General features: G+C 62.5%; 20 protein-coding genes. 10 read left to right on the top strand and 10 right to left on the bottom strand.

Annotation, left to right across the window (positions count from 1 at the left end):
- Positions 1-89 precede the first annotated feature (89 nt).
- The gene (locus AC1DXU_RS14745) at positions 90-710 is read right to left on the bottom strand and encodes a DUF922 domain-containing Zn-dependent protease (RefSeq protein WP_477369528.1); all 621 of its coding nucleotides are present in this window, start codon (positions 708-710) and stop codon (positions 90-92) included.
- A gap of 84 nt (positions 711-794) precedes the next feature.
- Between AC1DXU_RS14745 and folP the strand changes: the two genes are divergently transcribed.
- The 3 genes from folP to folK are packed head-to-tail and all read left to right on the top strand — an operon-like array spanning position 795 to position 2,505.
- The gene (folP, locus tag AC1DXU_RS14740) at positions 795-1,646 is read left to right on the top strand and encodes a dihydropteroate synthase (protein WP_477369527.1); all 852 of its coding nucleotides are present in this window, start codon (positions 795-797) and stop codon (positions 1,644-1,646) included.
- A 3-nt stretch (positions 1,647-1,649) separates the two neighbouring features.
- Entirely contained in the window at positions 1,650-2,009 is a 360-nt protein-coding gene (gene folB, locus AC1DXU_RS14735; RefSeq protein WP_477243014.1) for a dihydroneopterin aldolase, read from the top strand.
- The gene (folK, locus tag AC1DXU_RS14730) at positions 1,993-2,505 is read left to right on the top strand and encodes a 2-amino-4-hydroxy-6-hydroxymethyldihydropteridine diphosphokinase (RefSeq protein ID WP_477369525.1); all 513 of its coding nucleotides are present in this window, start codon (positions 1,993-1,995) and stop codon (positions 2,503-2,505) included. The genes folB and folK overlap by 17 nt, the downstream gene beginning before the upstream one ends.
- An 18-nt stretch (positions 2,506-2,523) precedes the next feature.
- Here the strand turns inward: folK and AC1DXU_RS14725 are convergent, their stop codons facing one another.
- Both AC1DXU_RS14725 and AC1DXU_RS14720 read right to left on the bottom strand, forming a co-directional pair.
- Positions 2,524-3,072, bottom strand: a complete 549-nt coding sequence (locus tag AC1DXU_RS14725) for a DUF924 family protein (RefSeq protein WP_477369523.1) — start codon at positions 3,070-3,072, stop codon at positions 2,524-2,526.
- A gap of 4 nt (positions 3,073-3,076) precedes the next feature.
- The gene (locus AC1DXU_RS14720; protein ID WP_477369521.1) at positions 3,077-4,915 is read right to left on the bottom strand and encodes a monovalent cation:proton antiporter-2 (CPA2) family protein; all 1,839 of its coding nucleotides are present in this window, start codon (positions 4,913-4,915) and stop codon (positions 3,077-3,079) included.
- A gap of 161 nt (positions 4,916-5,076) precedes the next feature.
- On the opposite strand from AC1DXU_RS14720, the gene AC1DXU_RS14715 reads away from it, so the two are divergent.
- The 3 genes from AC1DXU_RS14715 (at position 5,077) to AC1DXU_RS14705 (ending at position 7,888) form a co-directional block, all read left to right on the top strand.
- Entirely contained in the window at positions 5,077-6,066 is a 990-nt protein-coding gene (locus tag AC1DXU_RS14715; protein WP_477369519.1) for an AraC family transcriptional regulator, read from the top strand.
- A gap of 60 nt (positions 6,067-6,126) precedes the next feature.
- Positions 6,127-7,335 (top strand): MFS transporter, encoded by a 1,209-nt coding sequence (locus AC1DXU_RS14710; RefSeq protein ID WP_477369517.1) that lies wholly within the window; start codon positions 6,127-6,129, stop codon positions 7,333-7,335.
- Positions 7,336-7,621: 286 nt separating this feature from the next.
- Positions 7,622-7,888, top strand: a complete 267-nt coding sequence (locus AC1DXU_RS14705; protein WP_477243021.1) for a hypothetical protein — start codon at positions 7,622-7,624, stop codon at positions 7,886-7,888.
- Between the two features lie 78 nt (positions 7,889-7,966).
- Here AC1DXU_RS14705 and AC1DXU_RS14700 read toward each other — a convergent pair whose 3' ends face one another.
- The 4 genes from AC1DXU_RS14700 to AC1DXU_RS14685 form a co-directional block, all read right to left on the bottom strand.
- Entirely contained in the window at positions 7,967-8,521 is a 555-nt protein-coding gene (locus AC1DXU_RS14700; protein WP_477369515.1) for a hypothetical protein, read from the bottom strand.
- Between the two features lie 77 nt (positions 8,522-8,598).
- Positions 8,599-9,693 (bottom strand): YcjF family protein, encoded by a 1,095-nt coding sequence (locus AC1DXU_RS14695; protein ID WP_477369513.1) that lies wholly within the window; start codon positions 9,691-9,693, stop codon positions 8,599-8,601.
- Entirely contained in the window at positions 9,690-11,168 is a 1,479-nt protein-coding gene (locus AC1DXU_RS14690; protein WP_477369511.1) for a YcjX family GTP-binding protein, read from the bottom strand. The genes AC1DXU_RS14695 and AC1DXU_RS14690 overlap by 4 nt, the downstream gene beginning before the upstream one ends.
- Before the next feature lie 64 nt (positions 11,169-11,232).
- Entirely contained in the window at positions 11,233-11,736 is a 504-nt protein-coding gene (locus AC1DXU_RS14685; RefSeq protein WP_477369509.1) for a SixA phosphatase family protein, read from the bottom strand.
- A gap of 256 nt (positions 11,737-11,992) precedes the next feature.
- Here AC1DXU_RS14685 and dksA point away from each other — a divergent pair, with 256 nt between their 5' ends.
- Positions 11,993-12,409 carry an RNA polymerase-binding protein DksA gene (dksA, locus tag AC1DXU_RS14680; RefSeq protein WP_006202025.1) on the top strand — a complete coding sequence of 139 codons (417 nt, stop codon included), beginning with the start codon at positions 11,993-11,995 and terminating at the stop codon, positions 12,407-12,409.
- A gap of 190 nt (positions 12,410-12,599) precedes the next feature.
- Here the strand turns inward: dksA and AC1DXU_RS14675 are convergent, their stop codons facing one another.
- Positions 12,600-13,319 carry a hypothetical protein gene (locus AC1DXU_RS14675; RefSeq protein ID WP_477369507.1) on the bottom strand — a complete coding sequence of 240 codons (720 nt, stop codon included), beginning with the start codon at positions 13,317-13,319 and terminating at the stop codon, positions 12,600-12,602.
- A gap of 217 nt (positions 13,320-13,536) precedes the next feature.
- On the opposite strand from AC1DXU_RS14675, the gene cckA reads away from it, so the two are divergent.
- Complete coding sequence (gene cckA / locus AC1DXU_RS14670) at positions 13,537-16,110, top strand: cell cycle histidine kinase CckA (protein WP_477369505.1); 2,574 nt, start codon at positions 13,537-13,539, stop codon at positions 16,108-16,110.
- Positions 16,111-16,323: 213 nt separating this feature from the next.
- Complete coding sequence (locus AC1DXU_RS14665) at positions 16,324-17,040, top strand: purine-nucleoside phosphorylase (protein ID WP_477369503.1); 717 nt, start codon at positions 16,324-16,326, stop codon at positions 17,038-17,040.
- A gap of 46 nt (positions 17,041-17,086) precedes the next feature.
- Here AC1DXU_RS14665 and AC1DXU_RS14660 read toward each other — a convergent pair whose 3' ends face one another.
- Together AC1DXU_RS14660 and AC1DXU_RS14655 are read right to left on the bottom strand one after the other, a co-directional pair.
- Positions 17,087-19,000, bottom strand: coding sequence for a PhoX family protein (locus AC1DXU_RS14660; RefSeq protein ID WP_477369501.1), 1,914 nt, complete (start codon positions 18,998-19,000; stop codon positions 17,087-17,089).
- Positions 19,001-19,116: 116 nt separating this feature from the next.
- Positions 19,117-19,512 carry a hypothetical protein gene (locus tag AC1DXU_RS14655; RefSeq protein WP_477369499.1) on the bottom strand — a complete coding sequence of 132 codons (396 nt, stop codon included), beginning with the start codon at positions 19,510-19,512 and terminating at the stop codon, positions 19,117-19,119.
- A gap of 318 nt (positions 19,513-19,830) precedes the next feature.
- Here AC1DXU_RS14655 and urtA point away from each other — a divergent pair, with 318 nt between their 5' ends.
- Positions 19,831-21,141, top strand: a complete 1,311-nt coding sequence (gene urtA, locus AC1DXU_RS14650) for an urea ABC transporter substrate-binding protein (RefSeq protein WP_477369497.1) — start codon at positions 19,831-19,833, stop codon at positions 21,139-21,141.
- Positions 21,142-21,249: the final 108 nt, after the last annotated feature.

Below are 21,249 nucleotides of genomic sequence, written 5' to 3'. Positions count from 1 at the left end.
TCGACGGGGGCTCGAAAGTTTTTCGGCGCTGGCTCTACGCTTCGGCGAAATTGGCTTGCCGTCGATGCTACTCTTTTGCTTGGCGAAATTCAGGCCGGTGGCAGCTGGCCACTCTCGATACGCTGGAGGCGGTAGCGCAGCAGTCGCAGGATTCGGCTTTCGAAATTGACGCTTTCGACGCGATCGAACTGCAATTGGGCCTGGTCATGCCTGGCAAGGATAGTGGCAGTGATGTCGGCGGCCTTTGCCTTGGCGGCTTCGCAGCTCTTCTGCGGATAAGCCGCCCGCAACGCATTCTCGAGTTCACGGGCGTGGTTCTTGGCGATTTCGACATGGCGTTCCTCGTGGCGCTTGATGTCGGCCGAGAGCGTGTCCCAGAACAGCCTTACATCCGGATCGGCTTTGCGCGGACGCCGCCACTCGGGAAGGATGACCTTGACCTTGACGGTTACAAAAGCGTCGGCGATCCCGCAGGATTTGGCCGTTTGCGCGTAGCTGATACGGGTGGTGAACGCCATCTGGGTGGCGCCCGGATGCCGCATCCCGGTGCTTTTCACCTGGGGTCCGTGTTTCGACAGCTGGCTCTCAATGTCCTCTAGCGTCCTGCCGCCGATGGCGAAGTAGCTATATGTCTTCACCAGTTGAGCCGCACCCGCCGGCAAGGCGGTCAAAGCGAGCATCAGGGCGCACAGCAGGGGTCGTTTCATCATGTTGCCTCTTCAGCCACCTTGCTTTACGGCCGTTCCCGGCGCAACGGAATTGATCTCGGGCAGATCACACATGGTTGATGGACAATGACGACAAGGCGATGGCAGCTGGCGCACGGGCGCCATCTCGACCTTGGCGGCAAGGCGGTGGTCGTCGGCATCCTCAATGTCACGCCGGACAGTTTTTCCGATGGCGGTCTGTTCGCGACGCCCGATCAGGCGCTGGCCCAGGCGCGTCGCATGCTGGAGGAGGGGGCGTCCGTCATCGACGTCGGCGGCGAATCGACCCGCCCCGGTGCCTCACCGGTAACCGCCGGGGAAGAGCAGGCCCGCATCCTGCCGGTCATCGCGGCGCTCGCCGGACTGGGTGAAGCCCTGATCTCGGTCGACACCTATCGCGAGGCGACGGCGCGGCTTGCCGTCGCCGCCGGCGCGCATATCGTCAACGATGTCTGGGGCTTGCAGCGCGAAGCGGGCATTGCCCGTGTCGCCGCCGAGACCGGCGCCGGGCTGGTCATCATGCACACCGGGCGCAATCGCGAGAAGCTGCCCGACGTGATCGCCGACCAGTTCCTGTTTCTCGGGGAATCATTGGAAATTGCCCGCCACAACGGCGTTGCCGACGAGCATATCGTGCTCGATGCGGGCTTCGGCTTCGCCAAGGAGACGGCAGAGGAAAACCTCGACCTGATGGCGCGGTTTGCCGAACTCAATGCGCTCGGCTTTCCGCTGATGGCGGGAACATCGCGAAAGCGCTTCATCGGCAATGTCACCGGTCGCGACGCCATGGACAGGGCCGCCGGAACAGCCGCCACCAGCGTCATTCTGCGGCTGAAAGGCGCCGATCTGTTTCGCGTCCATGATGTCGCAATCAACGTGGACGCACTGGCCGTCGCCGATGCTATGCTGGCACGCGAAACAGGCCAGGCAGGACGCTGAGCGATGTATGTCATCCGCATGAAGAATTGCGCTTTCTTTGCCCGGCACGGCGTGCTGGACGAGGAGGAAAAGCTCGGCCAGCGCTTCTATGTCGATGCGGCACTGACCGTCGACCCCGGCAGCGCCCTGGTCGATGATTCCATCAACGACACCGTCAACTACGGCATCGCCTTCGCAGTGATCGAAAAGATCATCACCGGGCAGCGGCGCTTTCTGATCGAGGCGCTGGCGCTGGAGGTTGCCCGGGCGCTTACGGCGCGTTTTCCGCAGATCAAAAGGGCCGAGATCACCGTGCGCAAACCGAACGCGCCGGTGCCCGGTGTGCTCGATTACGTCGAGGTGACCGTTGTCTGGCCCGAATAACACCGTCTATCTCAGCCTTGGCGGCAATCTCGGCGATCCCGAGAAGTCGATGGGTTCGGCGCTGCGCATGCTGGATGGCGATCGCGAAGCGCGCGTCGTTGCCGTCTCCTCGCTTTATCGCACGCCACCCTGGGGCAAGCTCGACCAGCCGGATTTCTTGAATGCGGCGGCTGAAATTTCGACGACGCTGGCGCCACGCGCGCTGCTCGATCTCTGTCTCGACGCCGAACGCCGACTGAAGCGGGTGCGCGAGGAACGCTGGGGGCCGCGGCTGATCGATATCGACATCCTGGTGTTCGGCGACCGGATCATCCACGAGACCGGGCTGGAAGTGCCGCATCCCAGGATGCTGGAACGCGCCTTTGTGCTGGCGCCGCTGGCCGAAATTGCACCTGGCCTCGCCGTTGGCGGCCGGAGCGTGTCGGAACGGCTGGGCGCTGTCGACATTTCAGGCATCGAGCGATTGCAGTCAGGCCGGGACTGGTGGCTGGCCTGACGGCCTGGCATCGAACGCTCAGCCGGAAAATCCACCGCCGTCTAAAAACGTCTGTTCGTCCGGTGTCGTCTCGCGGCCCAGCATCCGGTTTCGATGCGGAAAGCGGCCGAAACGCTGGATGATGTCGCGATGCTCGACTGCATATTTCAGGTATTCCGAGGCCCCGGCGGTGGTCAGTTCCACCGATCTGATCTGGTCGGCGAGGAGTTCCGAATGTTCAAAGGGCAGATAGAGGAAGACGCGGACGTCTTCGTCGAGCACAAGGTCATGGCCGGCGGCAATCGCCTTGGCCGCAAAATGCCTGGCCAGCGGGTCGGTGGCACACATGTGGCCGGTACCGCGAAAACAGTTTCTCGGAAACTGGTCGAGCAGGATCATCAGCGCCAGCGAGCCTTCGGCATGGTCGCCCCAGTGGTCGCATTCGCGCCGGGCGGCGGCTAGGTGCAGGTCAAGGAACCGGTTGCGAAAGTCGGCATCGAAGGACTCGTTCTTCTCGAACCACGCATCCTCTCCAGCCTGACGCCAGAATGTGGTGACGGCGAGCGCCCGTTCATCCAGTTCGGTCATTGGCTTACTCCCCCGCAGGCTCGGATTTGTGCAACACGCCGGCCGTCTCTTCGTTGAGCGCCTGGCCAGGGCGGCGTGGCGGGGTAAGCGGCGTCGGTATCGGCGTGTTGATGTTGCCTTTCAGGAAGCGCCGACCGGCGCGGACACCTTCAGCCAGCTGGATCTCGAAACGGGCAGCATCGCGGCGCCGCACATCCTCGATCACCTCGGCAACGTCTTCCGGGTCGACACCCAGCGCTTCCAGGGTGGAACCGCCGAAAATGAGCGCCGATTCGAAGGTTTCGCGCAGCTGGAAGTCGACGCCGGCACGAATGAGCTGCAGCGCGGTTCCGCGATCGAAGGCGCGGGCCAGCACCGTCAGCAGCGGAAATTCCGCTTTGACGAGCTCGGCGATGCGCACGGCGGCATCGGCCTTGTCAACGCAGACCAGCACGGCGCGAGCCCGGCCGGCGCCGGCGGCCCGCAGAATGTCCAGCCGGGTGCCGTCGCCATAGTAGACCTTGAAGCCGAAATCGGCGGCCGCCTGGATCATCTCGACATCATTGTCGATGATCGACACATCGATACCGCGCAGCAGCAGTGGCTGGCTGGCGATCTGGCCGAAGCGACCGAAGCCGATGACCAGAACGCTGCCGGTGAGGCCGTCGGCGATATCGACGCCTTCGAGCGACTGCTCGTCGCGCGGCGTCAAATATTTGAGCGCGATGATCGCCAGCGGCGTCAGCACCATCGAGATGATGACGATCGCCGTCAGCGTCGCATTGGCTCGACTGTCGATGATGCCGACCGCCGCTGCGGCGGAATAAAGAACGAAAGCGAATTCGCCGCCTTGCGCCATGAACACGGCGCGCTCGAGCGCTTCCCGGTGACCGGTCTTGAGCAAGCGGGCGACGATGTAGATGCCAAGCGCCTTCATCACCATGTAGGCAACGACGTAGATGGCGACCAGGCGCCAGTTCTCGACCACCACATGCAGGTCGAGCGACATGCCGACGGCAAGGAAGAACAGCCCGAGCAGGATGCCGCGGAATGGCTCGATGTCGGCCTCCAGCTGGTGGCGAAAAGTCGATTCGGACAAAAGCACGCCGGCGAGGAAGGCGCCCATCGCCATCGACAGGCCGGAAAGCTGCATGGCGAGCGCCGAACCGAGCACGACCAACAGGGCGGCTGCGGTCATCACCTCGCGGGCGCGGGCATCCGCCAGGATACGAAAGAACGGATTGAGCAGATAACGCCCGGCCACCACCAGTCCGACGATCGCGGCAAGGCCGATGCCGACTTCCGTCAGCCGTTGCGTCAGGCTCATATCGGCACCGCCCGGCGCCAGGAAGGCGATCAGCGCCAGCAATGGCACGATCGCCAGATCCTCGAGCAGCAGGACGGAAACGATGCGCTGTCCCTTGGGGGAAGCCATTTCGCCGCGTTCTTCGAGAAGCTGCATGACGATCGCGGTCGACGTCAGCACAAAGCCTGCGCCGGCGACGAAGGACTGCGCGATCGGAAAACCACCGGCAAGTCCGACGCTGGTCAGCAGCAGCGCACACACCCCGACCTGCAGTGCGCCGAGGCCAAAAATTTCCCGGCGCAGACCCCAGAGCCGCGATGGCTGCATCTCCAGCCCGATGATGAACAGGAACATGACCACGCCGAGTTCGGCGACATGGAGAATGGATTCCGATTCGGAAAAGACGCCGATGCCGAACGGGCCGATGACCACGCCGGCCGCGAGATAGCCGAGGATGGAGCCCAGCCCCATGCGTTTGAAGATCGGTACGGCGACGACGCCTGCGGCAAGCAGCGCCACCACCTGAATGAGATCGCTGCCCGATACTTCCGCTGCCATGCCTCTTGTCCCTGTCTCTCGCAGCACTCCTTGCATGCAGTTGGAGCGGGAGGCAAGGGCGAGAAGCCTGCCAGGAAGGGTAGGGTGCGTTTGAAGCGATTCCCCTGGTGGAACAACGGTCATCGCTTGCTTGCCGGACGTTCGGCATCTATATCTGCTAAATGCTTGACCATTCGTCCCGGCCATCTCCGCCGTCACATATCCCGATGGATGCGCTCAGCGAAGTCCTGCAAGACTTTCGATTGAGTGGCGTCAACTATGGCCGCTGCGAGCTCCGGCATCCATGGAGCATAGAATTTCCGCAACAACAGTTGCTTCGGTTTCACTTTGTCGGCCAGGGTCCGTGCTGGATTCACACCGAAGCGCAAGGCTGGCAGGAGTTGCGCGATGGCGATCTGGTGCTGCTGCCGCAAGGCATCGCCCACCGGCTGGCGAGCGCGCCGGACGTTGCAGGCGACTCGCTCGAAGGCTGCCAGGTGACCAAGTTGGGGGGCAATGTCTGCGAGGTGGTAAGGCAGGGAACGGGCGCGCCAAGCACCCTTTTCTGTGGCTCGATGGCCTTGGGCTCCTATGCGCTCAACCCGTTGATCACGTTGATGCCGCCTATCATCAAGGGTTGCGACGTGGCCGGCAATGACCCGGTCGTCGGCCCTTTGCTGGCGGCCATGACGGTGGAGGCTGCACAACCGCAGATGGGCAGCGCCACGATTCTGTCGCGTATGGCGGACTTGCTGACGGCCCGGCTCATCCGCTGTTGGGTCAATTGCAATGGCGCTTTGACCACCGGTTGGCTCGCAGCCATCCGCGACCCCCATATCGGCCGCGCTCTGGCGGCCATGCACCGAGACCCCGGCCATAACTGGACGCTGGGAAGCCTCGCCGGTGTGGCAGGCCAATCGCGCTCGATTTTCGCCGAGCGTTTCAGCGCTGTCTTGGGGGAGGGTGCCGCACACTATCTCGCCCGCCTGCGTATGCAGCTTGCCCGGGAGTTGCTGGGGCAAAACGGCATGTCGGTTGCCGAAGTCGCTACCCGTTTGGGCTATGATTCCGAGGCATCCTTCGCTCGCGCGTTCAAGCGCATCACCAATGTCTCCCCGGGCGTTGTGCGCCGCACAATTCCCGGACGAATAGATATGAATTTCGGATTTTAAGGTACATATCATCCGGGCGGACTCGCCTATTTAAGATCTCCAACCTTTGGAGATCCTCCCGTGACTGACACAACATTACAGCTTGAAGACGCCGCGATTGGCCTTGACGCCGATGCGCCATCCGCATGGAGCGCAGCCACCTGGTTTGCGGTCATTTCATTGGCGGCCACCAGCTTTGCTCTGGTGTCGGCCGAGTTCCTGCCGGCAGGTCTGTTGACCCCAATGGCGCGCGATCTCGGCATCAGCGAGGGAACAGCCGGACAGGTCGTCACCGCCACCGCCTCGGTCGGCGCCGTGACGGCCATGTTGAGCAATGTTCTTATCGGCCGATTGAACCGCAAGACGGTGCTGGTTGGCCTTATGGCCTTGGCGGTCGCTTCCAATATTCTTGCAGCGTTGGCGCCCAATTTCTGGCTGTTGTTGTTAGGCAGGGCCGGGCTGGGCATCGCTCTCAGCGCGTTCTGGGCACTTTCGGTTGCCGTCGTGGCGAGGCTGGTTGGCGCCAATGCGACAGGTCGGGGCATGGCTATCGTTACCCTTGGCGTCTCGCTCGCCACCATTGCAGCACCGTCGATGGGCGCGTTGATCAGCGACTGGCTGGGATGGCGCAGCGCCATGGCCATGACAGCGGGGCTGGCCGTGGTTGCCATGCTGCTGCAGTTTCTCAGCCTGCCGACCTTGCCGGCAACAGCAAGCAATAGTCTTGCAGACGTATTTCGGCTGACGCGCCGGCGTGGCATTCAGCTTGGCATGCTCGCCATTGTTTTGCTGATGACCGGGCACTTTGCTGGTTCTGTTTATGTGCGCCCCTTCCTCGAACACGTGACGCTCCTTGCAACCGGGCCAATCGCCCTGGCCCTGCTCGGATTTGGCATCGCCGCTGTGATCGGCAATATTGCCGGCGGCCGCCTGGCCGACGCCAATATCCGCGTGGCTCTCGCGGTCACCGCCGCTTTGATGGCGTTTGCGGCGCTGGCATTGGTGCTTTGGGGCGTGCACATTGGCGCTGCCTTCGGATTCGTTACGCTTTGGGGCTTCGCCTTTGGCATGGGGCCGGTGGTGCTGCCGACCAATCTGTCCCGCGCGGCACCTGATGCGCTGGAAGCAGCGGGCAGCCTGATGGTCGTCTCTTTCCAAATTGCCATCACCATCGGCGCGGTTGTCGGTGGCTACGTCGTAGACAATTACGGTGCCACGGCGCCCTTGACCCTGACTGCAGTCCTTGCCGCATCGACAGCCGTGCTGGCGCTGCTGCAGCCTCGCGGCTGAACCCTGCTTCAATTGACCTAAAGCGCGTCGCATGAGGCCGTTCAGCGCGACGCGCTTTAGGTTGTTTCTCATATGCATGTCGTTGTCCCAAAACCGCTGCGCACTTTTGGGCGACATGCATTAGGCGGCCTGAATCCGGGGCCGCCCCGATGTTGCAGCGGCGTTACACAAGTTTACGCGCCGGTTGCGTTGCGTGTTGCCACAATCGGGCGCTAAGGACATTCGGCTTCGGCCATTGGAGGACCAGCGACGATCAAGTCGCGGCCTTTCTGAGGAGATGACTGACATGAAGAAGTTTTTGCTTGTTGCCGTTGGCATCGCGGCGCTTGCCGGTTCGGCCTGTTCTAAGGCGCCGGAGTGCACGACGGAAATGCTGACCAAGAAGGCTCAGGATGTGACGACCGCCCTGCAGGAGGCGATCACCAAGGATCCGTCCAAGGCGGCCGATCTCACCGCCAAGGTCCAGGCCGTGACCACCAAATATTCGGGCGCCACCACGGCGGCCGAGGCCTGCAAGGCCTATGACGACGTGCTTGCCGCCATCAAGGGCTGAGCAAAGCGCTGATCTGGTTGCTTTGAAAGGAGGCGGTGGCCATTGGCTGCCGCCTCTTTTTGCGTTCAGGAACGGTTTTCAGTTGGGCGCGATGGAGCCGACTTCGACGGCATCGACCCGCTTCAGGCTCATGCCGATGACCGGCACCAATTGCTGATCGACGCGCACCGCAATCGTCACGGTCATCGAATTGTCGTCAGGGATGCGGGCCTGCATTACCCCGCGCAACTGGTTGCGATTGATGGTGAAGACGACCTTGCGGGCATCGACGACATTGCCGCCGATGATGTCGAGGCCGGTACCGGCAGCGCCACCCATGAAATTGCCCTTGTAGCCGTCGCGCCCCTTGCGTTCGACGGTCGCCGACATTTTCTGCGTGAACATGCCGACCCGGCAGTCGCCGTCAAGCGTCATGCCGGTTGTGCCGTCAGGCGTCGAACCGTCGAAATTGCAGGTGAATTTCGTGCCCTTGTACTTGCCGGCGACAATTTCACCCGGGCCGACCCATTTGCCTTCGACCGTGTGAAAGAACTGCTTGTCGGGCTCTGCCGCAAACGCCTTCCCGGCCAGACCCAGCGGTGCCGCAGCCGCGATCGTCAAGGGCAGGACGGTGGACAGAATTACGCTTTTCATCGACGACACCCGGCAACAAGGAGGCTGTTGTGAAACTGGTTTGACCATGAACAAGATTGGTTAATGCTTGGTGACCGTCACTTGCCGGGAGCCGATGTTTCCTCTTCCTTTTTGGTTGCAAACGATGTCAGCGCCGAGAGGAAATCGCCCATGCCGGGTCGCTTGCCGGCAATGAAGGGCAGGGGCCGCGCCGTTTCCATTGCCGCAATGCCGATGCGTGCCGTCATCATGCCGTTGACGACGCCTTCGCCGAGTTTTGCTGAAAGCCGGGCGGCAAGGCCGTGACCGACGATCTGTTGGACAAAGCTGTCGCCGACGGCGATCGAGCCGGTGACCGCCAGATGGGCGAGAACGCTGCGCGCCAGCCGGAAGAAGCCCAGCGTGCCCGGCCGGCCGCCATAGAGCTCCGACAGGCGGCGAATGAGCCGCCCGGCTTCGAACACGACATAGGCGACATCGACGATTGCGCGCGGGCTGACCGCCGTCACCAGCGATACGCGCTTTGCCGCTTCGAGGATCATCATCTTGGCCCTGATATCGAGCGGCCCGAGGATTTCGGTCTCGGCCAGGCGCACCAGATTGCCGCCATCGATGATCTCGCCGCGCAATTCGGCCAGCGAGCGCCTGCCTGCCGCGGTTTCGGGCTTGGCGGCGACAAAGGCCGAAAGCTCGTCGACGACGCTTCGCGCGGTCTTAGGATCGTCGCGCGCGACAGCATCCAGCGCACGTTTCTGCAGTTTTTCGACCTCGGCGAGACGGGCAATCGCCAAAAACTCGCGGAAAAGGATGATCACAAGCGCCAGCGCTGCGATGGCCGCCATCCCTGCGGCCAGCCAGCCCAGCCATTGGGCACGCTCGAACAGGTCGCGAATCAGCTGGTCGGTCCAGAGGCCGACGGCCAGCGAAACCAGAACGCCGAACGCGCCGAAGAAGATGCTGGCAAGCAGCGACCGCTTGCGCGGCGCGGTGGCGGGCGGCGGTTCGGCGGCAATGATGTCAGGCTCGTCGAAGACGTCGATCTCCGCCGGCACGACAACAGCGACGTCGGTCTTTACCGTGCGCGGCTTTCGCGCCGGCCCTGCCTCGATTTGCGCGCGATGGTTTGCCGCCTCTTGCCTGGTTGCGGGCTCCGGCTCGATGCGGAATGCCGCGGGTTTGCGGGGCGCGGTCATGCCAGATGGTCTCCGATCAGGAACTGCAGGGCACGGTCGAGCCTGATATGCGGCAGCGACAGCGTCACGCCTTCGGCCGTGCGCTCGAGTTTTGGCGGGCGAAAGCGCACGAAGCGGATCGCCGGATCGTCATTGTTCTGCCGATGGTCCGGCTCGGAAATGTCGAAAACGGCGTCAATTTTCTCCGGTAAGTCACCGGGAAATATGGCTGTTTCGGCTTCTCCATCGAACGTTTCGCCATTGATCTTTTCGCCGCTCAATGGGATGCCGATGATGACCGGCAGCGTTTCACGGCCTTGTTTGACCGTGCCTTCGCGGGTCGCCCGCACGGCGGCCAAGGCGACCACATCGACATCGGCGCCGGTGAAGTTCGCCCGCGCCACGGCACGGTCGGTAAGCCGCCGCACGATCGCTTGCAACCGGTCGTGGCTTTCGTGATGCAGATGGTCGGCCTTGGTCGCGGCCACCAATATGCGGTCGATGCGTCGTGAAAACAGGTCGGTGAGAAAGCCGCCCCTGCCGGGGCGAAAACAGGAAAGGATTTCGGTGACGGCGCGTTCCAGGTCGGCCATGGCGCCAGGACCGGCGTTCAGGGCCTGCATGGCATCGATCAGCACGATCTGGCGGTCGAGACGGGTGATGTGTTCGCGGAAGAACGGTTTGACGACATGCGTCTTGTAGGCCTCGTAGCGTCGCTCCATCATCGCCTGTAGCGATCCGGAGCGCGGCCGCCGGTCGCTGCGGATCGGCAACGGCGCAAAAGTCAGCGCCGGCGAGCCCTCCAGGTCGCCGGGCATCAGGAAGCGGCCGGGCGGCAAGGTCGAAAGCGCCCGCTCGTCGAGCTTGCACGCCTTGAGATAGGCGGCAAAGCCCTCGGCCAGGCGACGTGCCGTCATCTCGTCGGCGTCGGCATTGGGATCAATCGTGGCGGCAAGTGCCCGCCATTCCTGCGACAGGTCGGCGCGCACCGGCAGCGCCGCCATCTCGAACGCTTCGCGCGAAAAATCGGCGAAGGATTTGCCGAGCAATGGCAGATCGAGCAGCCATTCGCCCGGATAGTCGACAATATCGATCGACAATTTTCCTCGGGAAAACATACGGTTCCAGCCGGAAGCCGATTCGAATTCGATGGTCAGCCGCAGTTCGGAAATGGCGCGTGTCGAGTCCGGCCAGACGCGGTCGTTGACCAGGGCTGCGATGTGATCCTCGTACTGGAAACGCGGCACGGCATCGTCCGGCTGCTCTTCGAGGAAAGCCCGGGCGATGCGCCCCGACCTTTGCGCCTCGAACAGCGGCAGGCGCCCGCCATGGATCAGATTGTGGACAAAGGCCGAGATGAACACCGTCTTGCCCGCGCGGGAGAGGCCGGTGACCCCCAGCCGCAGAGACGGAGCAAAGAGCCCGGCGGCGCGCCCTGACAGCGTATCCAGGGCAATCCGCGCTTCGTCGGTGAAAGTGGTCAGCGATGATGCCAAATCGGTTCTCTCGGGGCCTCGGTGAGTTCCGATATAGGCTCTGCATCAGGGCTTTGTAATGGTCTCAGAGATCGGCGGGGGTCAGGAAGGCCTCGAGATAGCCTGTGCCTTGCGCGGCTTCGGCGAGATTGCTGTTGAACCGCACGACGGCAAGACCGGAGGTCGGGAAACCGTGGTTGAGCATTCCCCTCGCAGCCTCGTCACCGTCACCCGAAACCGCCATGGCGAGATCTTCCGTCATCGGATTGTGGCCGATGACCAGCAGCGAGCCCGGCCCGCCATTCCTGCGGATGATGCCGAGGTAGCCGGCGGCGTCTTCGCTGTAGAGCGTGTCGAAAAACAGCACCCGGCCGGTATCGGTATGGCCGGCAAGGCCTTCCAGCGTCTGGCGGGCTCGCTTGGCGTTGGAGCAAAGCGTGATGTCGGGAATGTAGTTGCGGGTCCGCATGGCCGCCCCCATCACCTCGGCATCGGCGATGCCGGACGCGTCAAGTGGACGATCGAAGTCGCGCACGCCGGGCAGGGCCCATCCGGCCTTGGCATGCCTCAACAGATAAAGTCTGCTCACCGAACCCTCATTGGCGCCGCAAAGTCTAGCAATGACATTGCAGGATTAGCCATGAGAAAGGCCCGCGCACAATGGCTTGGCGCCCTCAAGCACAACGAATCATGTGGGAATTTGGCCGCACCCTTGTTGCAAAAGCTGTTGCCGGCGCCAGTCCGCCCAACATTAACTTTTGCGTGAGACTGCGGCCGATTGCGCTTGTGCAGGCGTCGGACGGCGAATATATAGGCGCAAAATTTGGGGTTGTTGGGTGAGTCGAATGAACGACATCGTTACCGCCGATTACGTACCCTCCGAAGACGAGCCGTTTATGAATGAGCGGCAGAAATCCTACTTTCGCCTGAAGCTCGTCACTTGGAAGAACGACATATTGCGCGAAGCGCGCGAAACTCTCGAAATCCTGCAGCAGGAAAACGCCAACCATCCCGATCTTGCCGATCGAGCTTCCTCGGAAACCGATCGCGCCATCGAACTTCGCGCCCGCGATCGCCAGCGCAAGCTCATTTCGAAGATCGATTCCGCGCTGCAGCGCATCGACGAAGGCACTTACGGCTATTGCGAGGAAACCGGCGAGCCGATCGCACTGAAGCGGCTCGACGCGCGTCCGATCGCCACCTTGTCGATCGAAGCGCAGGAGCGCCACGAGCGCCGCGAGAAAGTCTATCGCGACGACTGAAGCGTTCAGCTGGAACAAAATTCGTTAGAAATGGCCGGTTTTCCCGGCCATTTTTTGGCTCTCGACTAGAGCAATTCCAGGAAAAGTGTGAGCGGTTTTCCCGGGAAAATCGCGTTGCGATTTCCCTTGGGAATTGCGTAAAAACAAAGACATAGAGTAGTTCGGCGTTTCCGTGAAACGATGAACAGCTCTAGCGTTTCTGACTGGAGAGCTCGCCGAGAAGTTTTGTCATCTCGTCATCAAGCGAGGGCGGCGCCTTCGCGGCCTGCTTGCTCGCCGGCTTGGCGGCGCGCGGATCGTCGAGCGAAACCTCGAGCTCCTTCATCAGCGTATCGTCGATGGAATCACGCTTCGCCGGCGGCGGCGCATGGCGAACGACATTGGCGTTGGCTGAGCCATAGGCAGGCAGCGGGGTGATGTTGGAGGGCTGGTAGCTTTGCACAGCCGGCTTCGGCGCCGGTGTTGCCGGACGTGGTCGAACGGGCGCCGGAGCCGCATTGACCGGCTGCGGTGCTGGCGCCTGCCGCGCAGGCGCAGCAGCGGGTTGCGGCGCGCGCGGCCGCGGTGCCTGTTGCTGGCCGCCATCTCCGGTCAAGGCCGGGCGGCGCGGCGCCGCCAGCCTGATGTCGCGCTCGACGACGACATCGGTCGGGCCGCCGATCAGCAACAGATGCTCGATATCGTCGCGGCGCACCAGCACCAGCCGGCGATGGCTGTCGACGGCGGTGGCATCCATGACGGCCAGCCGCGTCTTGCGATTTCTGCCGCCGGCAACGAATGTTCCAAAAGTCAGATTGCGGACAAGCTTGATGATGACGAGGATGATGACCAGCAAGACAAGTGCTGCAAACGTCCACAGGATTGCCGCGGCATATCCAGGACCGGCCACACTATCGAGCATCTGCAGCATCGGTGCCCCCAAATCGCCTTGTCGAAGTGACGCGACACTAGACCGTTGCGGCGGGCGACCGCAAGTTGCGTTTCACGCGTCGTGAACAGCTTGAAACACTGTCAGCCCAACGGCACCATTTTTAACGGACATTTGCCGTCGGGGCCTTTTCCGGACTAGGAGAATGTGATTCAACCGGGCCAGGTGTCGGACACCGGAATTCACGAGCAGGGGGCACATGGCCAAGGAAACGCGCGGCGATTTCTATCCGGTACCTATCGTCGACCAGAATACAAAGCCGGGTGCGGTTGCCCGGCTCGTCGTCTTCATCGTCGTCCTGACCGGGGCTGCGATCGTTTTCGGGCTTTTCCGCGAGCGTCTTGGCGACCCCTTCCTGCTGGGCATGCTTGGCGTGCTGGCAATGATCGGTGTCGGCTTCCTGTTCGCCACCGCGATCGGTTTCGTGCAGATCGCGCCGCGCTCGACCAGCGACGAACTGTCGAAAGCCTTCGTCGATTCGATGTCGCAAGGCCTGCTCGTCACCGACACCAAGGGCCGTGTCGTCTACGCCAACCGCGCCTATGCCGACATGACGGGGGCAGCCTCCGCGACGGATCTGAAGACGGTCGAAGGGTTGCTTTCCGACATTCCCGAAGCCTCGGTGACCATCTACCGGCTGGCCTCCGGCCTGCGTGACGGGCAGCCCGGCGACGGCGAGTTCCGGCTGGCGCAATCCATTCGCCCTGGTGCCGAACCCGGCGCGCGCTGGTATCGGGCCCGTGCCCGTGCCTTCAGTGTTCCGGGCCAGCGGCTGCCTATGCTCGCCTGGCAGCTTGCCGACATCTCGCAGGAGCGGGCCGAGCAGGAGCGCTTCTTTCTCGACCTGCAAAAGGCCATCGATCATCTCGACCATGCGCCGGCTGGCTTCTTTTCCGCCGACCAGGAGGGCCGCGTCACCTATATCAACGCCACGCTCGCCGAATGGCTGGGCGTGGACCTGGCCAGCTTCACACCTGGCGCCGTCACACTGTCGGAGATCGTTGCCGGCGACGGCATGGCGCTGGTCCGCTCGGTCAAGGCCGATCCCGGCACCACCCGCAATGCGGTCATCGATCTCGATCTGACGACAGCCAAGGGCGAGGCACTGCCGGTGCGCTTCATGCACCGTGTTTCAGCCAGCCGCGAAGGACTGAACGGTCCGACCCGCACCATCGTGCTCAACCGCACGCAAGGCGAGGACGCTTCCGCCGACCTTCGCGCCTCCGAGGTCCGTTTCACCCGCTTCTTCAACTCGACGCCGATGGCCATTGCCGCCGTCGACAAGAGCGGCCGCATCCTGCGCACCAACGCGCCGTTCCTGTCGCTGTTTTCCTCGGTCGTCGACGGCGACGCGGTCGATCGCCGCGTGCGGCTGGATACCGTGATCCATGAGCGCGACCGGCCGGCTTTTGCCGCGGCCTTCGAAAAGGCCCGGCAGCGGCAGGCCGACATCGAGCCGATCGACACGCTGCTGCCCGGCAACGATGACCGTCACATACGCTTCTACGTCAACGCGGTTGCCGACAGCGCCGGTGGCGAAGGGGCCGAAGAATCTGCCATTGTCTATGCCGTCGAGACCACCGAGCAGAAGGCGCTCGAGGGCCAGATGGCGCAAAGCCAGAAAATGCAGGCGGTTGGCCAGCTTGCCGGCGGCATCGCGCACGATTTCAACAATGTGCTGACCGCCATCATCATGGCGTCCGACCTTTTGTTGACCAATCACCGTCCGTCGGACCCGTCCTTCCCTGACATCATGAACATCAAGCAGAACGCCAACCGGGCGGCATCGCTGGTGCGGCAGCTGCTGGCCTTCTCGCGCAAGCAGACGCTGCGGCCGGAGGTGCTCAACCTGACCGACGTGCTCGCCGATCTCAGGATGCTGCTTGCGCGTCTGGTCGGCAACGACATCAAGCTGAAGGTCGATCATGGCCGCGACCTGTGGCCGGTCAAGGTCGATATCGGGCAATTCGAGCAGGTGGTGGTGAACCTCGCCGTCAACGCGCGCGATGCGATGCCGGCAGGCGGCGACCTCACCGTGCGCACCCGCAACGTGACCGAAGCGGAGTGCAAGACCTTTGCCTACCGCGAACTCACCCCGGCCGACTACGTCGTGGTCGAGGTTGAGGATACCGGCTCAGGCATCGCGCCGGACATACTGAAGAAGATATTCGAGCCCTTCTTCACCACCAAGGAGGTCGGCAAGGGCACTGGCCTTGGCCTGTCGATGGTCTACGGCATCATCAAGCAGACCGGCGGCTTCATCTTCTGCGATTCCGAAGTCGGCAAGGGCTCGACGTTCCGCATCTTCCTGCCGCGCCACATTGCCGAAGTGAGAAAGCCCGGTGATCCCGCCGACGCGCCGGCGGCACCCGTAAAAATCGCCGATGCGGCCAAGGATCTGTCGGGATCGGCCACGGTGCTGCTGGTCGAGGACGAGGATGCGGTGCGCATGGGCGGCATGCGGGCGCTGACGTCGCGCGGCTATACCGTGCACGAGGCGTCCTCGGGCGTCGAGGCGCTGGAAGTGTTCGAGGCGCTTGGCGGCAAGGTCGATATCGTCGTCTCCGACGTGGTCATGCCGGAGATGGATGGGCCGACGCTGCTTGGCGAATTGCGGAAGCGCCAGCCGGATATCAAGTTCATCTTCGTGTCCGGCTATGCCGAGGACGCGTTTGCCAGAAACCTGCCCGCGGATGCGCAGTTCGGTTTCCTGCCAAAGCCGTTCTCGCTCAAGCAACTGGCCACCATCGTCAAGGACGTGCTGGAGTCTTAATTTAGAGCGCGCCACGTGAAGCGCGTCGCCCGAATGTGAACGAGCCCACAGACGCCTCTGCCATGCCGTCTACACGTGGCGGCGCCGGAGAACGAGCCGTCCGTTCATAACCAGTCAGATCCGGCGACTGGAGCTTCGCAATCGCCGCTTGCGCATCGACGCCAGCCTGCCATGATTGCGATGAAAAACGCGGCGGGATTTGGGGTAGATGCCGTGACGCCGCACAATGAGGCTGATAAGGGCGATTATGCCGAGACGGTGCTGTTGCCGGGCGACCCGCAACGTGCCGAATGGATGGCTGAGACTTTTCTCGAGGCGCCGCGTTGCGTCAACCGCCGCAGGGGCGCGCTTGGCTTCACCGGCCTGTTTCGCGGCAAGCGCGTCAGCATCCAGGCGACCGGTATCGGCGTCTCGTCTTTCCTGATCTACGTGAATGAACTGCTGGATTTCCATGGCGTCAAAACGCTGATCCGCACCGGAACCTGTGGCGGCCTGACCGCCAATGTGGGGTTGCGCAGCCTTGTGATCTCGCAATCGGTACATGCCGAGAGCGCCGAGAGCGGTCAGGTGTTCGGGCTCTACCAGGCTGCTGCCGGCCCCGATCCGATACTGTCTGCCAGAGCGACGGCGCGGGCCGCCGAACTTGGCATTGATCACCATGCCGGGCTGACGATCTGCAGTGATATATTCTATCACCCCGAGGGACATGCCCGCTTTGCCGAAGCACAGGCCCGCGGCGCGCTCGCCGTGGATATGGAAACCAGCGCGCTCTATCGTATCGCTGCGCATTTCGGCGCCCGCGCCCTGTCGCTGCTGACCGTCGTCGACAATGTCGCGACCGGCGAACAAACCGCCTATTCCGAACGTCAGGCGCTGTTCACCGACATGACCCGGCTGGCGCTCGATATTGCCGCCACCAACGCTGCATAGCGCCCGCAAGAGCCATTCTTGGCTCTCGCACCGATGCTTGGTTCGACTATGCGCCGACTGGCTGTGTGTCCTTGCGGCGGATGGCGACCACTGACGGCCGCGGCGGCTGGCCGTCTTTGAAGTCGGGCCACAGCGTTTCGACCTTGTCGAGCGTCTCGGCGTCTTCGGCCGGATGCTGGACCGACAGGAACAGCGTCGTGCCATCCGGCGTGAAGCACGGGCCGGTCGCTTCAGCGCCATGCGGGCAGGTGAACAGCAGTTTCGGCAGGCCGCGCGCCGCACCTTCCGTGTCGACGCCATAGACGCCGTCCGGCAGGCCGAAATCATTGGCGCCGTCGGTTGCCACCCAGAGCCGGCCGGCCGGGTCGAAGGTGATGTTGTCGGGGCAGACGAACCAGCCATTGTCCGAGGTATCAGGATGGAAGGTCGCGCCGACGGCGGCGTCCTTCGGGTTGCCGCAGAGCACGAACAGGTCCCATTCGTATTTTTCGGCGGTATGGTCGGCGGTGGCGCCACGGCCGCCGGGCGGGATCAGTTCGACGATATGGCCCCAGAGGTTCTCTGGGCGGGTGTTGGCCGGATTGACCTTCGACTGGTCGCGTTTCTTGTTCTTGGTCATCACCGCATAGACGCGGCCGGTCACCGGATTGGTCTCGATGTCCTCGGGACGGTCCATCGGCGTCGCTCCCAGCGCATCGGCGGCAAAGCGGGTTTTCAGCAGCACTTCGGCCTGGTCGGCAAAGCCGTTTTCAGGCGTCAGCTTGCCCTGGCCGTGAACCAGCGGCAGCCAGCTCATCGTGCCATCGGCATCGAAACGCGCAACCGACAGCACGCCGTCGTCGAGCAGATTATTGCCGGAGGCCGGGTTGGCGTTGTCGTAAGCCTTAGCCGAAACGAAGCGGTACATGTATTCGAAATAGTCGTCGTCGCCCATGTAGACGACGACGCGGCCGTCCTTGTTGAGCGCCACGGTGGATGCCTCATGCGACATGCGGCCGAGTGCCGTGCGCTTCACCGGCTTCGAAGTCGGATCGTAGGGGTCGATTTCGACCACCCAGTCGAAGCGGTTGGCCTCATTCGGTTCCTTGTCGAGGTTGAACCGGTCGTGGAAGCGTCCGCGGCCATAGACGTCGGAGCCGTCGAAACCGTAGCGGTCGAGGATGTCGGCAGTCGGCGCCTGCTTCGGATCGCCGCCGAAAATGTCGGAAACGCCTTCTTCGCAGGTCAGCACGGTGCCCCAAGGGGTGACGCCGCCGCTGCAATTGTAGCTGGTGCCGAGGACTTTTGTGCCGGTCGCGTCGGCGGACGTCTTCATCAGGGCATGCCCAGCAACGGGGCCGGAGACGATCATTTCGGTGTTGGCGGTGATGCGGCGGTTGAGCGGGCTGTCCTCGACCAGCGACCACTTGCCGTCCTTCAGCAGCACTTCGACGATCGAATGGCCCATCGCGGCCATGCCGAGGTCGACCTGTTCCCGGGTCATCGTCTTGCCGGCATCGTCCTCTGTCACGCCTGGAAACATCACATTGGGCGAAATGTATTCGTTGTTGACGCACAGCAGCCCGTGGTCGGAATTGACCGAGCCTTTCGGCAGCGGCATGAAGGCGATGTAGTCGCAATTGTAGCCGAAGCGCTTTTCCTGCTCTTCCGCCGCGACCTTGTTGCCGTCGAACTCCGGCAGGCCGGCTGCCAGCGGATCGCCCCAGCGGGCCACGATCGTGGTCTCGTAGCCTTCAGCGGCGGCATGGGTCTTGTCGTAGACGCGCTTAAGTTCGGGAAAGCCGAGCGTCGAGGGTGCGGCGGCCGCATGTGCATCTCCGGCAAACAGCGAACCGACGAAGCTGCCGCTGGCGATCAGCGCGCCGGAGGCGAGGCCACCTTTCAACATCTCGCGGCGCGAGACGCGGGCGGCAATGATTTCGCGAATGACAGGGGAGGATGAAGACGGGGTGTTGGCCATGGTTGTCTGCCTCTCTGGGTGGATGGGTGACGGCGCACCGCTGCCTAGTCTGCTTTGGCAACATCCTCGTGACAGGAGAGAAAGGGCTTCGTACCGAAACAAGCCGCGCCCGTCGCTCAGCGCCTGGTGCAGGTCGAGGCGGTAAAGGCGCCGTCGGGCTGCCGCATGATGATGTCGAACGATGGGCTGGTCTGATCGTCCAGTGTCGCTTGCGTCAACGACAGGCTGTTGCCGCCGGCGGTGTAGCCGCCCAAGGGGCCGAGCCAGGTCACGACGCCGTTTGCATCCATCTGGTAATTGTAGCCTTGCGGGGCGGTCCCGAACGTCACCGGGCCGCTATAGACATTGCCCTTGATGGTGATGTCGCCGAGGCTGAGGAACATGCCAAGCAGATAGACCTCGCAATGATAGGTCCCGTCCGGCAGCTTGCCGTCGGTGAAGTCGGCACGCGCTGCGCCGGTCGCCGCAAGCAGCAGCACGATGCTGAAAACAGAAGAAATCCTGGAGGCCATGACGTCGCTCGTTTGAGGTTCGAACTTGCCCCATTTTCTGGCGATGCCGCAACGGTCATCGTTCAGCCATTCATCGATGCATGGCAGGCCAAAATTTAGGCACTTGAGAGAATTGGGCAAAAATTAGGCAATGGTGCGTAATTTTTTCTCAATCAGATTTTAACCAGCGCCTTTCGCCGCCAAGGTATGTTCGAAAGCTAATATAACAACCACCTGATAATATTGGATATTCCTGGCGTTATCGACGTTGCTCCAGCGGTTGGCACAGCCGTTGCATGGTCTCTTGCGGTACCATCAACCAGCTTGGGAGTCTGTAATATGAGGGGTAATTTCTCGACAATAACAAAGATGTTTTCGGCAAGCGTGGTGGCGGCGGGGCTTTTGATGTCCGTTCCCGCCAAGGCGGCTGAAGACACCATCAAGATCGGTATTCTCCATTCGCTGTCGGGGACCATGGCGATCTCGGAGACGACGTTGAAGGACGCCATGCTGATGCTCATCGACGAGCAGAACGCCAAGGGCGGCCTGCTCGGCAAGAAGCTCGAGGCGGTCGTCGTCGATCCAGCTTCCAACTGGCCGCTATTCGCCGAAAAGGCGCGCGAGTTGATCTCCAAGGACAAGGTGGCCGCCGTGTTCGGCTGCTGGACCTCGGTGTCGCGCAAGTCCGTGCTGCCGGTGTTCTCCGAGCTCGACAACATCCTGTTCTACCCCGTCCAGTATGAGGGCGAGGAAAGCGAGCGCAACGTGTTCTACACCGGTGCGGCGCCGAACCAGCAGGCCATTCCGGCCGTTGACTATCTGATGAGCGAAGACGGCGGTTCGGTGAAGCGCTGGGTGCTGGAAGGCACGGACTACGTCTATCCGCGCACCACCAACAAGATCCTCGAGGCCTATCTGAAGGCCAAGGGCGTTGCCGCCGAAGACATCATGGTCAACTACACGCCGTTCGGCTTCTCCGACTGGCAGACCGAAGTCTCGGCGATCAAGAAATTCGGTTCGGCCGGCAAGAAGACTGCCGTCGTCTCGACCGTCAATGGTGACGCCAACGTGCCGTTCTACAAGGAACTCGGCAACCAGGGCATCAAGGCCGAGGACATCCCGGTCATGGCCTTCTCGGTCGGCGAAGAAGAGCTGGCCGGTCTCGACACCGCGCCACTGGTCGGCCATCTCGCCGCCTGGAACTACTTTGAGAGCGTCGACACGCCCGAAAACAAGAAGTTCATCGCCGACTGGCACAAGTTCATCAAGAACGACAAGCGCACCACCAACGACCCGATGGAAGCCCATTATATCGGCTTCAACATGTGGGTGAAGGCGGTCGAGAAGGCCGGCACCACCGATCCGGACAAGGTCATCGACGCCATGATCGGCGTCTCCGTGCCCAATTTGACCGGTGGCTATTCGACCATGATGCCGAACCATCACATCACCAAGCCGGTGCTGATCGGCGAAATCCAGGCCGACGGCCAGTTCGAGACCGTTTCACAGACGCCTGGCCTCGTCATGGGCGACGAATGGTCCGACTATCTGCCGGATTCCAAGGACCTGATCTCCGATTGGCGCGCGCCTCTGTCCTGCGGCAACTTCAACGTCGCCACCGGCAAGTGCGGCGGCAAGGGTACAAACTGATCCTCCCGGGTCTGAACGGTCGTGGAGTCTTCCACGACCAAGACCGCAGTGCGTCCGGGCGAACTCATGTCCTCCAGTCCGCCCGGACGCAAACTTAACCCGCTGGGA

The sequence above is a fragment of the Mesorhizobium sp. P3_A10 genome, from assembly GCF_056403175.1.
Note: the sequence above shows the minus strand (reverse complement) of the source record. Positions and strands in the feature narration are given on the sequence as shown.